Annotated in this window: 12 protein-coding genes; 6 read left to right on the plus strand and 6 right to left on the minus strand. The window is 34.7% G+C overall.

Annotation, left to right across the window (positions count from 1 at the left end):
- Positions 1 to 8: 8 nt before the first annotated feature.
- The 3 genes from UABHE_RS29870 to UABHE_RS29880 all read left to right on the plus strand — a co-directional run bounded on the left by UABHE_RS29870 (position 9) and on the right by UABHE_RS29880 (position 6,451).
- A complete protein-coding gene (locus tag UABHE_RS29870; protein ID WP_372367039.1) occupies positions 9 to 2,333 on the plus strand; it encodes a glycosyltransferase in 2,325 nt (774 codons plus the stop codon).
- 638 nt (positions 2,334 to 2,971) lie between these two features.
- Positions 2,972 to 4,333, plus strand: a complete 1,362-nt coding sequence (locus UABHE_RS29875; RefSeq protein ID WP_372367041.1) for a hypothetical protein — start codon at positions 2,972 to 2,974, stop codon at positions 4,331 to 4,333.
- 117 nt (positions 4,334 to 4,450) lie between these two features.
- On the plus strand, positions 4,451 to 6,451 hold the full coding sequence (locus UABHE_RS29880) for an FHA domain-containing serine/threonine-protein kinase (RefSeq protein ID WP_372367043.1): 2,001 nt from the start codon (positions 4,451 to 4,453) through the stop codon (positions 6,449 to 6,451).
- A 73-nt stretch (positions 6,452 to 6,524) separates the two neighbouring features.
- Here UABHE_RS29880 and UABHE_RS29885 read toward each other — a convergent pair whose 3' ends face one another.
- From UABHE_RS29885 to queD, 3 genes are all read right to left on the minus strand, one after another.
- On the minus strand, positions 6,525 to 7,739 hold the full coding sequence (locus tag UABHE_RS29885; protein WP_372367044.1) for a DUF4331 family protein: 1,215 nt from the start codon (positions 7,737 to 7,739) through the stop codon (positions 6,525 to 6,527).
- A 137-nt stretch (positions 7,740 to 7,876) separates the two neighbouring features.
- Entirely contained in the window at positions 7,877 to 8,416 is a 540-nt protein-coding gene (folE, locus tag UABHE_RS29890) for a GTP cyclohydrolase I FolE (RefSeq protein WP_372367045.1), read from the minus strand.
- Between the two features lie 2 nt (positions 8,417 to 8,418).
- Positions 8,419 to 8,787, minus strand: coding sequence for a 6-carboxytetrahydropterin synthase QueD (queD, locus tag UABHE_RS29895; protein WP_372371695.1), 369 nt, complete (start codon positions 8,785 to 8,787; stop codon positions 8,419 to 8,421).
- 814 nt (positions 8,788 to 9,601) lie between these two features.
- Between queD and UABHE_RS29900 the strand changes: the two genes are divergently transcribed.
- Positions 9,602 to 10,825 carry a leucine-rich repeat domain-containing protein gene (locus UABHE_RS29900; RefSeq protein WP_372367047.1) on the plus strand — a complete coding sequence of 408 codons (1,224 nt, stop codon included), beginning with the start codon at positions 9,602 to 9,604 and terminating at the stop codon, positions 10,823 to 10,825.
- Between the two features lie 214 nt (positions 10,826 to 11,039).
- Here the strand turns inward: UABHE_RS29900 and UABHE_RS29905 are convergent, their stop codons facing one another.
- Complete coding sequence (locus tag UABHE_RS29905; protein ID WP_372371650.1) at positions 11,040 to 12,113, minus strand: IS3 family transposase; 1,074 nt, start codon at positions 12,111 to 12,113, stop codon at positions 11,040 to 11,042.
- Positions 12,026 to 12,415: a hypothetical protein gene (locus UABHE_RS29910; protein ID WP_372366022.1), complete on the minus strand. Its 390-nt coding sequence runs from the start codon at positions 12,413 to 12,415 to the stop codon at positions 12,026 to 12,028. The genes UABHE_RS29905 and UABHE_RS29910 overlap by 88 nt, the downstream gene beginning before the upstream one ends.
- 46 nt (positions 12,416 to 12,461) lie before the next feature.
- Here UABHE_RS29910 and UABHE_RS29915 point away from each other — a divergent pair, with 46 nt between their 5' ends.
- The gene (locus tag UABHE_RS29915; RefSeq protein WP_372367049.1) at positions 12,462 to 13,640 is read left to right on the plus strand and encodes a leucine-rich repeat domain-containing protein; all 1,179 of its coding nucleotides are present in this window, start codon (positions 12,462 to 12,464) and stop codon (positions 13,638 to 13,640) included.
- A 56-nt stretch (positions 13,641 to 13,696) separates the two neighbouring features.
- Entirely contained in the window at positions 13,697 to 13,864 is a 168-nt protein-coding gene (locus UABHE_RS29920) for a hypothetical protein (protein WP_372367050.1), read from the plus strand.
- A 678-nt stretch (positions 13,865 to 14,542) separates the two neighbouring features.
- On the opposite strand, the gene UABHE_RS29925 is transcribed toward UABHE_RS29920, so the two are convergent.
- The gene (locus tag UABHE_RS29925) at positions 14,543 to 15,622 is read right to left on the minus strand and encodes a S41 family peptidase (protein ID WP_372367051.1); all 1,080 of its coding nucleotides are present in this window, start codon (positions 15,620 to 15,622) and stop codon (positions 14,543 to 14,545) included.
- Positions 15,623 to 15,631 lie beyond the last annotated feature (9 nt).

Below are 15,631 nucleotides of genomic sequence, written 5' to 3' on the forward strand. Positions count from 1 at the left end.
ATATTCATTTGAAAAAAAACATCTTACTTTTGACATCTTTATATCCCGAACAAAATAATGCTCAAATGAATATAACAGACGCGTTGCACCAATTTGCTATTGAATGGCAACAACAAAATTACAATGTGTTAGTTATCAGGCCACAAATATCTCTTTGGCATAAAAATTTCTTTACTAAGAAATATATTGTTGATGGTATTGAGATATGGGATGTGCCACTATGGCGTCTACCCAAAACATTTTTTCCATTTACTTTCAACATCAAGTTTCTATTAAAGAAAAAAAAATGGAAACCACATGCAATTGTATGTCATCTAATTCATGGAGTATTAGCAGGACAAAGGTTGTCAAGGTACTACAAAGTCCCGATAAAAATAGGAATACACAAAACAGATATCGAATATATACAAAAAATACCTAAAGTAAAAAATATTTACCACAATATATTTACAGAAATAGGAACGCACAACGTTTCTTTCCGTTCACCTAGCTTAAAAACGAAGTTAAACGCCATATTCCCTGACTTACGTCTACAAAATAATTTCTGCTGCCTTTCAGGTGTAGATCATTATTGGTTTTATAAAAAAACAATAGAGTGGAAAGAAAACGAGCGACCAATCAAATTCATTACTGTTTCTCGTTTAATTGAACGCAAAAAAATAAAAGAAACTATCACTGCCCTTAGTAAACTTCCCAAAAAAATAAACTGGGAATACCACATTGTAGGTTGTGGTGAGGAAGAACAAAATTTGCATTCACAAGTAATACAGCTTTCTCTAGAGGAAAAAATACATTTTCATGGATTTCAGTCAAGACAATGGATATCTTCTCAATTGCGGCAAATGGATATATTCATCATGGTCAGCACGAGAGAAACACTTGGGCTTGTATACTTAGAAGCCATGGCTAGTGGATGCATTGTTGTAGGCGCAAAGAACTGGGGAATTGATGGTATTATCAGTGAAAATATCCATGGTTACCTTGTTTCTGTAGAAGGAAATATTGCAAAAAATATTGAAGAAAAATTAAATTTCATACTGCAATCAAATACCAGCCAACTAGAGCTCATTCTTGCAAATTCTCACAAATTGATACAAAGATTCTCTAAAAAACATATGGCGCAGCTTTATCTTGATTTTATATTAGACGAGAATAAACAAGATAAACAGCCAATCAAAAAAAATATTTTATTTTTAACATCTTTGTATCCTGGACCCAACAACCAAGATTTAAAAATAACGGATGCTTTACATCAATTTGTCATCGAATGGAAAAAACACCACCACATGAGTATCATAGTTATAAAACCTAATGTAAAATATTGGCACCGAAAAACTTCAATGCAAAAACACATAATAGATAATATTGAAGTATGGGATTTTTGCGTATGGCGTTTACCTAAAATTTTCTACATTTTCACCTTTAATATCATACATTTATTAAGAAAGAAAAAATGGAAACCTGATGTTGTCGTTTGCCACCATTTAGATGGAATACTTCCAGGTAAAAATTTAGCCAAGTATTACAAAGTGCCCATTAAAATAGGTATCCATAAAACGGATATCGAGCTCATCGAAAATGCTCCCAAACTCAAAAAAATCTACAAAAAAACTTTTGAAACGATCAACAAAAACTCTGTATCATTTCGTTCTCCCCACTTGAGACTAAAAATGAGTCTTATTTTTCCGCAGTTTCATTTCCAAAATAACTTATGTTGTATTTCCGGTATAGATAATTACTGGTTTTATGAAAAAGAATCTACCCTTAACAAATGGAAACAAAATGAACGCCCAGTAAAAATAATTACCGTTTCGCGCCTTATTCCATTAAAGAATATTTCCCAAACAATCATTGCCTTAAACAATTTAAAGCACAATATAAAATGGGAATTTCATATTGTGGGGATTGGTCCCAAAGAGAAAAATCTCCGAAACTTAGTCACGCAACTTTCACTTAACAAACAAGTATACTTTCACGGTTTTCAATCGCGAAAATGGATATCAAATAAATTGCGAGAAACGGACATTTTTATTATGGTAAGTGCTCCTGAAACATTGGGACTTGCTTACTTAGAAGCTATGGCTAGCGGATGCCTAGTTATTGGAGCCAAAAACTGGGGAATAGATGGAATTATTAAAAATGAGATAAATGGCTACCTTGTTTCTGTCGAGGGTGATATAGCAAGAAATATCGGTAAGGTTTTCTCTAAAATTTACAACTCAAAAACCTCAAAACTCAATCATATTCTCCAAGAATCGAGTACCACCATTAAAAATTTCAACAAAGCAAAGATGGTCCAACTTTATCTCGATTTTATTCTCGACATTGAATAACGCCATTTAAGGTAGTGGCGGAAAATGATTTAGCATTTCACATGCTCTTTTATCCATCAACGTCGTTATTCTTCACTTATAGAACTACGGTTATGCGCGTTCAAAATGCCTAGTTGATGAATAAAATTTCTATGTAAAATCTGGTATACTATTTTCAACCACCTCTCTAAGGTAAAATGTTGGTGTAAAACTAGCTAGGGCGTGTCATCATTCAAAATATTGTGTATTTTTTCGAGCCCGAGCCCGTTTCCGAAACTTTCACTAACAATTTATCAAAGAAGCAAAGTTTCTTTTTCCATCGCAAAAAACTAGTATTGAACCAATAAATCACTTTCTGTCGCTCTCAAAAAGTTTTCGGGCGCGGGCTCGCAAACGGGCTCGGGCTCAATACTACTGGCGTATCATTAAATGAATCCGTTATATTTTTATCTGTATTGAATGATGACACGCCCTAGGTATATTATTTACTTCTATACACCTAACTTCGCAAAATTTAAAAAATATTGGGAAAATGAGGAGATATTACATATAATAAATTCTTCAATTAGTTTAAAAAAGCTAAACGACCAAACAAAAGCACCTGTATATTTCAATTTTACAGTTGTTTTAAACTGGTCACCTAATGGGGAGATCACTACATGCAACAAAAACTAATCTTTCTTTTTATAGCTCTGCTTTCTTGTACTTCGGTGCTTGTAACAGAAGAATACAACATCCCCGATTTTAAGAAAATAGATAAAGCAACAAAAGGAAACCATGTTTGCCAGTATCCAACAAGACCATCTAATTCGTCTTTGTCTTTGTTTTCAATATCATCATTTGCAAATCCTGGCTCCATGGAAATAGAGCCCAATGATAACACTGTTACAGCCAATCCGGCCATTACTTCATCCGGCCAGAACTTGGATGTATCCGGTAATCTAACAGCAAGCGATGTTGATTCATATCGCTTGGAAACGCAAAAAGGTGATGTTATTGGCATTGCCGTTAAAGGAAACGGACTTGACACAGTTATAGGGATTTACGATGCCGGTGGAGAAGAAATCATTTCAAATGATGACCACAGTGGTGTCGCTAGTTTCTATCCAGATGGATCTCCTTTGCCATCTCCTACTTCTACGGAAAATTCTGCTTTAACATGGATTGCACCAAAAAATGGAACATTCTTTGTTGTGGTAAAAGGTTTTGACGATAGTGTTTCTGGTGACTATACATTAGAAATTCGTTCCACTCGACCATTCCTAGAAACTCAGCCCAGAGGCACAAAACAAATCATTTTTCTTGATTTCAATGGTGCAACAATCAATTCTCAACAACTATTCGGCCAAGGGAAATCAAGCGCCACATTGTCTCCAATGATTGATTTCTTAACTAATTGGCAATTAACAGCCTTTGAAGAGCGCCAGGTTGCCGATGTAGTTATCGCGAATATTGAGCAAGACCTTAACAAACTTAAGGCAATCAACCCAAATGCCGATTTTGAAATTCGCAATAGTTTTGATCATCCTGATGAATTCGGACTTCCACATGTATCGCGAGTAATCATAGGAGGCACAATACAACAAATTGGATTTCCAACAATAGGTATTGCATCTTCTGTAGATCCAGGAAATTTTGAAACCCAAGATACCGCTGTAGTTCTACTTGATTTATTAAGTGCACCATCTTCTGATCCTAACTCTATCAACAGTTTAAAGTTAAAATCTGGATTTTCAAAAATCGAAGCTGTTGGTTTTGTAATTGCAAAAATCACAGCCCACGAAATAGGACATTTTCTAGGTTGTTGGCACACAAACAATGAAAACTCAGTGCATTGTACTATGGACCAAGGAGGCGATTTACTAAATAGCTCAGGTATTGGTCGAGACAAAGTACTAGGCTCAAACGATGACAAACAAGTATTATTTGCTAAAGACGCTTACATCGAAAACGAAGGTATTGCAACAGGAAGCGAAAATACTGACATTCGAGCCGCATACGCACTTTCTAAAGGGAAATAAATTCTACAATGCAAGATAACTGCTCGTAAGAGCAAAGTGACCTAACAAAATAGTATTTTTGGTTGGTCACTTATCTTGTCAAACACAAATAACTTCCTTTCTACAAAGGCTAATTGTATGGATGTTCTGAATTTTTTTTGCCCAAACTGTGGTAGAAAAACCACAATAAAAAAAGAATTTGATCCACTAGGTAAGAAAAAAAAATGTAAGGGATGTGATCATGTATTCTCCCTTACAATAGATACAATGCGTATAAAAGTAGTTAAAACTAACTATTTAACGGAATCAGCTTCTAAGAAAAAGGTATTGAACCCTTTTAATTCCACACAAATAAAACCATCCGCAACAAGAAAAGCAACACCAAATAACTTAAATTCGACACAAATAAAACCGACAGAACGACGTGTACGTGATCTAAATTCAACACAAATAAAGCCACTTGTTTCAGAATCTAAAGCAAGACGAGAATCGCAAAAACTCGATAGTACAGTGTTTAATAAAAAAATTGTGATTGAGTGCCCTCACTGTTCAAAACATTATCGAGTACGTGTATACCGTGATCTTGATCGCTATGCCTGTACCAAAACGGGACAATTATTCTCTCTTGATGAAGTGCGTTCAATGAAAATTGTGAGCGCCGAGGAAAATGACAGCCAAGACGCTAAACTTGTAGTAAACGACGCTGATCAAACAGCTGTTGACTTTAATGTACAAAAAGAAATAGACAATCTACAAAAAAACGCTCTTGACGAAAAAACGATTGCTGACCTCAATTTACAAGACACAAGCAGGAATGAAGTAACCGCTGCAATGCAAAACATAAAAGCTTCTTCAAACGAAATGACTGTCGATCTCGAAAATCTCCCTCGCGACGAAAAAGTGAACCAAAAAGATAAAAAAGAACTCACAGAAAAAAAAGTTGTTATAGCAAATAAATACCAAATACTCGGAGAAATAGGCGCAGGAGGATTTGGTAAAGTATACATGGCTTTTGACAAAGCATTAAATCGTTATGTTGCTATAAAATTAGGTGTGGGACTAACACAGAAAGAAGCAGAGACGCTAGCAAAACTCAATCATAAGAATATTGTGCACATATATGATTTTGGAAGCCACGATGGTAAACTCTACATAGTTATGGAGTATATTCAAGGCTCAAATATATGTCAGTACGTTACAAAATTAAAAGCGCAGAAAAAACCTTTATCAGATTTTTTTGTAAAAATATGCCAACTTTTTTGCGATCTATGCGAAGTTCTTGGATATTTACACAATAAAAACGTTTACCATGCAGATATCAAACCACAAAACATACTTGTTTCGACATCAGGAACAATAAAACTAATAGATTTTGGCGAAACTAAGAATTTTACTTATAAATATGCCGCTCCAGAAAGATTTGAAAACAAACCACCAAGCGTCAAAAGTGATATATACTCATTAGGCGGTGTTTTATTCGAAATATTAACAGGTAATGTACCCAACCAAGGCACGAGACTAGTAGAACTGATTTACAACGCAGCACTAGAAAAACAGTTCCCTGATGATTCGCAGGTAGACAGACGTCTACAAAATATTTGCTTACAATGTATAGAAGCGCCAGAAAAAAGGTATGATTCTGTAGATCAATTACGTTTAGACTTAATGAATTATATCGCCGATAGACAAAAAGTATGCTCTATACCACACTTATATTTTAATAGTAGCAAGATTATGCTACCACTCACAAAAAGCAAAAATTATCTTGGAAGAGCACTTACCAATGATATCATTCTTGATGACGAAGGGGTTTCGCGTATTCACGCTGTTATTTATGTCGCAGACACTGTAGTTATCGAAAATATTAGTAAAAACTACGCAATGACAGTAAACAATAAAAGATTGAGCGCTGGGCAAAAGACCGTAATGTCAGAAAAAACAAATATATCTATAGGAAAATATCACTTTACATTCGTTCCTAAAAAACTGCAGCGCAAAGTTTTGCAAAATGATGAACAAAGTTATACAGTCCAAAGATCACTTAATGAGCAACCTATTGCCTTAAAAGACGATGATTTTTCAAACTTTTTTCGCGAAACCGGAAGCGGGTGGGAAATAAACGGTGGTGATATTGAATAAAGCTTGTTAAATAATCTAAATGTACTCAAACAACCGAGTAGTAAACTACTCGGTTGTTTGTAGCGTAATTTTCTTACTCGTGTGTTCCTAGGTAAGGAAAAGTATTTGTAGCTGGACGTGGTTGACCTTTGATGCCATCACCACGGTGAGGTTTTTTGCGATCCGGTCCATTGATAAGAAGTGTAAGCATTGTATCAACAAAGTCTTCGTTAGGCGTACGCCCACCGCAACTCTTATGCCCTCTATTTTCATATCTAGACAACTCGATCTCAAAATAGTTCGATGAATTAACATCGCCTTGCTTTGAAGTATCCACAATTAAAAAGTCATTCATAAAAATGTCTGTTAGTGGATGAGGAGAAGGCCAGTCTTTACCATTTGAGCTAAGTCCTGTGTCTTTCAAATCCATGCTTGCCAAACCTTCTTCTATCGTTTTACGATAAAGACCTGACTTACTTTTTGTAAGAGAAAAACTATTAGCTTCTGCATTCCACTGCTTTTTAACAGCATTTAAATCTGGATTAGAAATACTGAATTGCCCCATAATAAAGTTTGTTACTTCAGGGCGACCTACACGGTCAACACTCAGCATCACTTTTTTTGTTCCTTGAAAAGTAACTCGTTCGGTATGTCCAGCAATCCCAAACATTGGATTTGCATTTTTACCAAAAAGCTGATTAACATCTAGCTCAACAACAATTGCAAGTACATTGCTATAAGCAAGAGCATTTTTAGGTATGATTCCAGGAAAAGGGAAACCAATGTCATCATAACTAACTGTGCGCAAACGACTTTGCTGTACACGTATAGGATCAAAGAAAAATGGATCGGCACGATGACCAGCAAAAAGTCTTAGCGCAGGATTGTCACCACCACTAAGATCATTAACTGTAGTATTAGCTTTACTAATCTCCTGTTGCGGGGATGTGCGCACAACAACACAGTTGACATCTTGTCCACCACTGCTATTGTTTAAGAAATTACACTTAACAACAAATTCTTCACCTGAAGTAACTGCAAAGTCTTTACCAAAGCCATTCATACCAACACGGCGTAAACGAAAACTATACTCTATCATTTCCGCAAATTTAGATTCTGGCTTTGCGCTCAAGTGAACTGTCATCGCCAAAACCAATGTCGTTTTGCCATTTTCTTTTCTAGGAAAAGCAAACAAATCAGTAATATCCGCCGCAGCTAAATCTTCTTCAAACGGACTATCAACATGGTCTGTCGCAAAAACGCTAGCTGCAAAAATACAACAAACGATCAAAAGGAAATATTTGGTCACGGAGACCTCCTTAATTGTTTTTGATAATTAGGGGAACACCCCTAGAAATAATACTCTATCATAACAAATTGCACCGCAAGCCAAAAGTATTTACTTTAACCAAAGATTGGTAAATACAAAGAACAGGTTTTCTAGTACTATCTAATCAAATGCAAAAATTCAGTTCGCGTTTGTTGTTGGTCGCGAAAATTGCCGAGCATACATGACGTCTTCATCAGAGAATTCTGTTTTTCAACTCCGCGCATCATCATACATAAGTGTTTAGATTCAATAACAACTCCAACTCCTAAAGGCTGCAATATTTCCATCATTGCCTCAGCGATTTGTCGTGTCAAATTTTCCTGTATTTGTAATCGGCGCGCAAAAACATCAACAATACGTGCTATTTTTGATAATCCTATTACTTTTCCATTTGGTAAATAACCAACATGACACTGACCTATAAATGGTAGTAAATGATGCTCGCAAAGAGAATACAATTCTATACTTTTGACCACCACCATATCGCTTGCATCACTTGAAAAAATAGCTTCATTCGTAATTTCGTGAATATCCTCTTTATATCCCTTAGTCAAAAAACAAAATGCTTTTGCTGCGCGATGCGGGGTCTTAACTAAACCTTCACGATCGGGATCTTCGCCTATTTTTTTTATAAGAGTTTTAAATATTTCTTCCATGACTATTCTTTTTTTCCAATATAAACGCAACCACTAGTACATGTTTCATTCACAACTATCTTCGATAAACTTGGAAGTTTAGGATACAGCCTTTCCCAAATCCACATCGCAAGTACTTCACTCGTCGGATTTTCTAAACCCTCTATTTCATTTAAATAGTGATGATCTAAGCGATCATAAAGAGGCTTAAATGCCGCCTTAATATCAGCAAAATCCATAATCCATCCTGTTGTTTTATCAACCTCTCCTGCAACATATATAGTCACCTTAAACGAATGACCATGTAATCGTCCGCATTTATGTCCTTCAGGAACATTAGGCAAACGATGTGCTGATTCAAAAATGAACTCTTTATAAATTTCCATACAAATCCTTATCTAAAAATTGCAAATTCAAATTTAGTCGAGAAAAACAGACAATATGAATTATAAGATGTTGTAAAGTAGGTGTGTCATCAATTAGAAAATTGGTAAGCGTGACCTTGACCGTCCATGATCATAGCCAAAGTAATTATAGCATTTTACAAAGCATAGAAACAACGCGAACTAATAAAGTTTTCCGTTTTGTCATTGTTGAAAATCAAGGACCTCCATAATTTGCGAAGTATCAAGAATAACAGTACATTCAGTGGTAGATCTGCGAGAAATATGATAAAATTTAGCTTTGCCTTTTTCGCAAATCTGCCATTTCTTTCAGCAATATTAAGAGTTCTGGAGCCAGAAAAAAAATCAATGCCAAGCAATTGGACTAAGTGGTAGGGCTAAAATTCATGTTGTTTATCATACCTATTAGTCTGCTTCATTGATTTAATTGAGGGCTGGCCCCAAGCCCATTAAAATAAGCTTAATTGCATGTTAAGTAAAGACTTATGATTTACATTGCTAACACTTGATGTAGAATCCAGTAATCGAAAGTCAATTTCAGTTGCTGGATCTCATATCTTTCCAAAACCTGATTTGCGCTGTACGGACATAACAGAACTAGAAATAGGCAACTTTCCTCTCTTATTCGTCTAAATTTGCGTCACAAAAAAATAAAAACTCTTCCAAAGGAAATAGAACAACTTTCTTCTCTTATTTTTCTCGATTTGAAATATACAGAAGTAACTGAACTGCCAAAAGAAATACAGCTTTCTTGTAAGATTTTGTAATAAAGTAGATGAAATAATTTTTGAAAGGTTTTCAAATGGAAATACGATCTAAATCCCTAAAGACGCTAGAAAATAATACTTCATATCACGGATGTGCTTTTTTCTTCAAAGATGGTCCTGTCTATGAAATAGAAAACTGCTTTTTTGAAAATTGCAGTTTTCGCACAAATGTAACTTTTGGCAGAATAAAAGCAAGTCGTTTTGTTCAGTGTAATTTCTTAGGTATATTGTGTGTAAATCTAATAGATACAGAGATCACGGAACTACCAAAAGAGATATGGCAACTTTCTTCTCTTACGCATTTAGATTTGAGTGGGGCAGATATAACAGAGTTGCCAAAAGAGATAGAGCAACTTTCTTCTCTTGTTTATTTAAAGCTAACCGCATCGAGAATAACAAAACTTCCAAGAGAAATAAAGAAGCTTTCTTCTCTTACTTTTCTTGACTTATCTTATGCAGATATAACAGAGTTACCAAAAGAAATAGGACAACTTTCCTCTCTTGATTGTTTAAAGATAAATAAAACAAAAATAACAGAGTTACCAAAAGAGATAGGACAACTTTCTTCTCTTACTTCTCTTAATTTAACTAATTCAAACATAATAGAATTACCAAAAGAGATAGGGCAGCTTTCTTCTCTTACTTCTCTTGATTTGACTAATTCAAACATAACAGAATTACCAAAAGAGATAGGGCAGCTTTCCTCTCTTACTTCTCTTGATTTGACTAATTCAAACATAACAGAATTACCAAAAGAGATAGGGCAGCTTTCTTCTCTTACTCATTTGTATTTGAGTTATTTAAATATAACAAAATTACCAAAAGAGATAGGGCAAATTTCTTCTCTTAGATTTCTTAATTTGAGTTATTCAAGCATAACAGAATTACCAAAAGAGATAGGACAGCTTTCTTCTCTTCGATCTCTTAATTTGAGCTATACACAAATAACAGGGTTATCAAAAGAGATAGGACAGCTTTCTTCTCTTACTCATTTATATTTGAATAAATCTAAAATAAAAAGTCTACCAGAAGAAATAGGACAACTCTCTTCTCTTACTGATCTTGATTTGAGTGAAGTACAAATAACAGAGTTACCAAAAGAGATAGGGCAGCTTTCTTCTCTTATTCGTTTTCGCTTGCGTTGCACAAACATAACAGAATTACCAAAAGAAATAGGGCAACTTTCTTCTCTTACTCATCTTAATTTGAGTGAAGTAAGGATAAAAGAGCGGAATGTGTCAAGAAAAATGAGACACTAAAAAACAAATTCGTTAAAAAATTCTCCATCATAAGTGATAAGTATTGCGGCCATAAAGCATCTCCGCAACTTTTCGCTGAGTCAAAAATCTCGCCAGAAAATCTGTCAAGATTTTTGCTTTCATCGAAAAGCAGCTACGAACCTTTATTCTCAAAACAAGTAAATAATATTCGTTATTTTTTTCCTTCCCAATAAAAGCAAGGGAAGAAAAAAAACTATATAGAGTTTTGTTTGGGAGGATTAATCCAAACAGCATCAGGTACTAATTTAGGTATAGATATACCTTTTCTAAAACGTCCAGGATTTTGTAAGTATGCCTGATAGAGAGTATCTTTTCTAATATTATAAAAATGCTGAACTTGTCCATAGTGCACCATTTCAGGAGTAAAAAGAGCTATTCCAGTATGCCGATGTTCTTTGTTATACCACAGAAAAAATGTCCGACAAAAACTTCGCGCATCTTGTATAGAACCAAATCTCTCAGGAAAATCTGGTCGATACTTCAAAGTCTTAAATTGACTTTCACTAAAGGGGTTATCATTTGAAACGTAAGGTCTCGAATGTGTTTTTGTTATTCCTAAATCAGAGAGTAAAAGTGCAACATTTTTCGACCTCATTGAGGCTCCGCGATCAGCATGTATTGTAAGTTGTCCTTTAGGGATTTTTTGCTTTACCGTCGTTTCTTCAATTAAATCACTAGCTATTTTTTTACATTCTTTTTCGGCAATTGTCCAACCGACAACACAGCGACTATATACATCCAAAATTACATATAAATAAAAGTAGTTCCACTTTCTTGGACCTTTTAATTTACTGATGTCCCATGACCATAAGCAATTCGGAGCCGTAGCCAGTAGTTCTGGTTTTTCGTAATTACGATGCTGCCTTTGTTTTCTCCTTTCTTGCGAGCTCTCTTGATCGTGCAATAAACGATACATTGTTCTGTAAGAACATAGATATTTTCCTTCATCTAGCAATATCGCATAAACCTCTCGCGGCGACATGTCAACAAAACGCTCTGAGTTTAAAATTTCTAAAACATTTTCCTTTTCTTTTTTTGTTAGCGCATGGGGATAGCAACCCTTTTTCCTTATCTTTTTTCCTCCGTTTTTCCAACGATACCAACTTGCTCTTGCTATGCCAAAACTTTTACAAGCTTCTACTACTCCTATATCGTTCGCTAAAATAGCTACTGCTTTCATTATTTCGTATCGTTCTCTTCCTCTGACAGCTCTAGTATTTGGGATATTTTTTTTTGAGCTTCTATTATTAGCTCTGCTCGTTTTAATTTTCTTTCTAAAGCTTCTTTTTCTTTTTTCAATTTGGTTATTTCTGCTGAAGTGTCTATTTTTCTATCTGTTTTTTTCAACTTTGTTTGCTCCCATTTCCCCGATTCGTAATTGCCTCTCCACTTTTTTACTGCGGCATAATACAAGCCTTCTTTTCTCAAGAATGCTCCTATTTTACCTGTTCCGGCTAATGCATCCACTTTTTTTATTATCTCTTTTTTGTACTCTATTGTTCGCTTTCGTCTTGTAAGCTTTTTTTCTTGGAATTCTGGGTTTGGGATTTCTTCATTTTTTTGCGACACCTGTATTTTCCTTTTTCACCCTACTATTCTAAATTGATATTTTAAGGTGTCTCACTTATTATGGCACAGAGGGGAGTTACCAAGAGAAATAGAACAGCTTTCATTTCTTACTCATCTATACTTGAGCTATACAAAAATAACAGAACTACCAAAAGAGATAGGGCAGCTTTCTTCACTTGTTAACCTTGACTTAGAAGGGGCAGAAAAAGCAGAGTTACCAAAAGAAATAGGACAACTTTCTTCTCTTACTTATTTAAATTTGAGTAGAACGAATATAACAGAATTACCAAAAGAGATATGGCAACTTTCTTCTCTTGCTCATTTTGAGCTAGAGGGGACAAGAATAACAGAGTTACCAAAAGAGATAGGACAACTTTCTTCTCTTACTTATCTTAACTTAGGCGGAATAAAAGTAACAGAGTTACCAAAAGAAATAAGAAAACTTTCTGTTCTTACTTGTCTGCACTTGCACAATACGGAGATAAAAGAATTACCAACAGAGGTAGGGGAGCTTTATTCTCTTACCTCCCTTGATTTAGGTGGAACGAAAATAACTAAATTGCCAAAAGAAATAGGACAGCTTTCTTGTCTTATTCACTTATATTCGTGTGGTTCAAATATAGAAGAATTACCAACGGAGATAGGACAACTTTCTTCTCTTGCTAATTTGTATTTAAGTCAGACAAAATTAACAGAGTTACCAGAAGAGATAGGACAACTTTCTTCTCTTGCTAATTTGTATTTAAGTCAGACAAAATTAACAGAGTTACCAGAAGAGATAAGACAACTTTCTTCTCTTGAATGTCTAAATTTAAATGGTACACAAATAATAAAGCTACCAAAAGAGATAGGTGAACTTTCTTCTCTCACTCATCTATATTTAAATAATACAAAAATAATAGAATTACCAAAAGAGATAGGTGAGCTTTCTTCTCTCACTCATCTATACTTAAATAATACAGAAATAATAGAATTACCAGAAGAGATAGGACAACTTTCTTCTCTTATTCTTTTTGATCTATGTGAAGCATCAATAGCCAAGTTACCAAAAGAAATAGGACAGATTTCTTCTCTCACTCATCTATATTTAAATAATACAGAAATAATAGAATTACCAGAAGAGATAGGACAACTTTCTTCTCTCATTCGTCTTGACTTAAGGAACTTAAAAATAACTAAATTGCCAAGAGAAATAAAGGAACTTACCTGTAAAATTATACAATAGTAACAATAGAGTAGATTTGGAATAAAATAAGAAAAGAGGTTTCAAATGAGAGTACAATGCAGCTTTCATCTCTTACTGATCTTGAATTAGCCTATACAAATATAACGGAATTACCAAAGGAAATAGGCAAACTTTCTTTTCTCATTCATCTTGATTTAAAAGACACAAAAATAACAGCACTGCCAAAAGAAATAGAACAACTCACCTGTGAAATTATACAATAGCGGTAATTGGGTATTTATCCATTTGAGATTCGCATGGCGAATTTTTGAAAAAAAACTTCACGGCAAAAATGGAAAACAAGGATGCATAAAGATAAGGTAAAACGCCAAGAGTAGAAATGGATACATTTCTAAGAATTCCATCAAGTAAAGCTCGAAAAGTCGAAACACTAAAAGTATTTCCTGCGTTAGCAAAAATTGACTCCAAGATCAATGTGAAAACGGAGATAGTAAAACGAACCAAATAACAATGTCATTAAAGTTTTTTGAGGAGTGTACATCTAAAATCTTTCTATTTCCATATGCTTAGAAATTCTTGTAGTTTTAACACTTTCTTAGCGCAAGGCGAATTTTGATTCTAGCTTGTTTAAGTTCTTTAATTTGGATATCAAGAGATTGTAGATACGCGAGCAGAACCAAGAAAAATTATAGCTGAACTGTCTCTTAAGCTATTAGGGCGTGTCCGGGCTGGCCCTAAATTAAATCAAAAATCATATTCTAAAAATCTTACTGACAAATTTAATCTCTTAAAAGGTGAGATAACATCTACTGCAAAACGAGTAAAGCATGTCATTCTCATAAAAATAGAATCCAGGTATATGCATAAACCCAAACTACTGGATCACTACTTTCGCGACAATAACATGCTTTTAAAACCATCACCGTAGAAAATGATCTTTTTTACTTACGTGATTTTGCTAAAGTCAAAACCAATGCACCTATCTTCTCTATTTTGATAGCGTTAGACTTCATCTCTATATCAGGTATAATTCCAATCTTCTCAACAATATTACTTGCCGGAGTTAAATAATGAGCAACGGTCATTTTAAGCGCCACTCCAGATTTTAAACGAATTATTTCCTGAACACTACCTTTTCCAAAAGTAACTTCACCAATAACAAGTGCTCGATAATTTTCTTGTAAAGCAGCCGCAAGTAATTCAGCAGCGGATGCTGTTTTTTTATCTACCAGGACAATCATAGAACCATCAAAGATAGTACTTTTATCACTTTGTATAACCTTTTTCTCTTTTCTCTTTTGAACCTGCGTTATTATACCCGTGGTTAAAAAAGAATCTGCTAACGCAACCGCTTCATTTAACATTCCTCCAGGACAACCACGTAAATCTAAAATAATTCCTTGGGCCTTACTACTAGTAATAGTATCTTGAATATCTTTAGCAACGCCAACAAAAAAAGACTCGATAGAAATATACAAAACAGAGTTATCTAACATTTTACGAGTGTGATTTTTAAGAATGATTACATCGCGAACAACTGTAATTTCAACAAGTTTTTTTGTTGCTGGACGATACACTTTTATCAGCACTTTTGTGCCTCTCGGACCACGTAAACGAGAAACAATCGTTTTTAGATCAAACCCTTCCGTATTTTCACCGTTGATTTCAACAATTTGATCAGCGGCCTTTATTCCGGCTTTGTACGCTGGACCGCCTACAAGAGGAGAAACGATATTAGCGGCTCCATCTTTCATCGATAGAATTGCACCAATTCCTTGCAATTTTCTCTCAAGCATAATTTTATATTCTTTTTCGTGAATCAATTCCATATGCTTATCGCCCAAAGCCTTAGCTAAACCGTCAACAAACCCTTTGGTAATTTGTTCTCCATCAACTGTTTTATAATATTTACTCTCAACAGTTGTAATAATTTCAGTAATTTGCTCTTGTGCAACGGACTGTGTTTCTTGTCCCAGCAAGCTATTTACAACAACAAATAAAATAAGTATATATTTCATCATCAAGTAATC

The organism is Candidatus Uabimicrobium helgolandensis, from assembly GCF_041508025.1.
Lineage (GTDB): Bacteria > Planctomycetota > Uabimicrobiia > Uabimicrobiales > Uabimicrobiaceae > Uabimicrobium > Uabimicrobium helgolandensis.

Coding starts and splice junctions, on each gene's coding strand:
- folE (WP_372367045.1), bottom strand. CDS start 8,416: ATGGAAGAAATATTTAAAACTCTTATAAAAAAAATAGGCGAAGATCCC.
- UABHE_RS29880 (WP_372367043.1), top strand. CDS start 4,451: ATGGATGTTCTGAATTTTTTTTGCCCAAACTGTGGTAGAAAAACCACA.
- UABHE_RS29920 (WP_372367050.1), top strand. CDS start 13,697: ATGCAGCTTTCATCTCTTACTGATCTTGAATTAGCCTATACAAATATA.
- UABHE_RS29900 (WP_372367047.1), top strand. CDS start 9,602: ATGGAAATACGATCTAAATCCCTAAAGACGCTAGAAAATAATACTTCA.
- UABHE_RS29875 (WP_372367041.1), top strand. CDS start 2,972: ATGCAACAAAAACTAATCTTTCTTTTTATAGCTCTGCTTTCTTGTACT.
- UABHE_RS29925 (WP_372367051.1), bottom strand. CDS start 15,622: ATGATGAAATATATACTTATTTTATTTGTTGTTGTAAATAGCTTGCTG.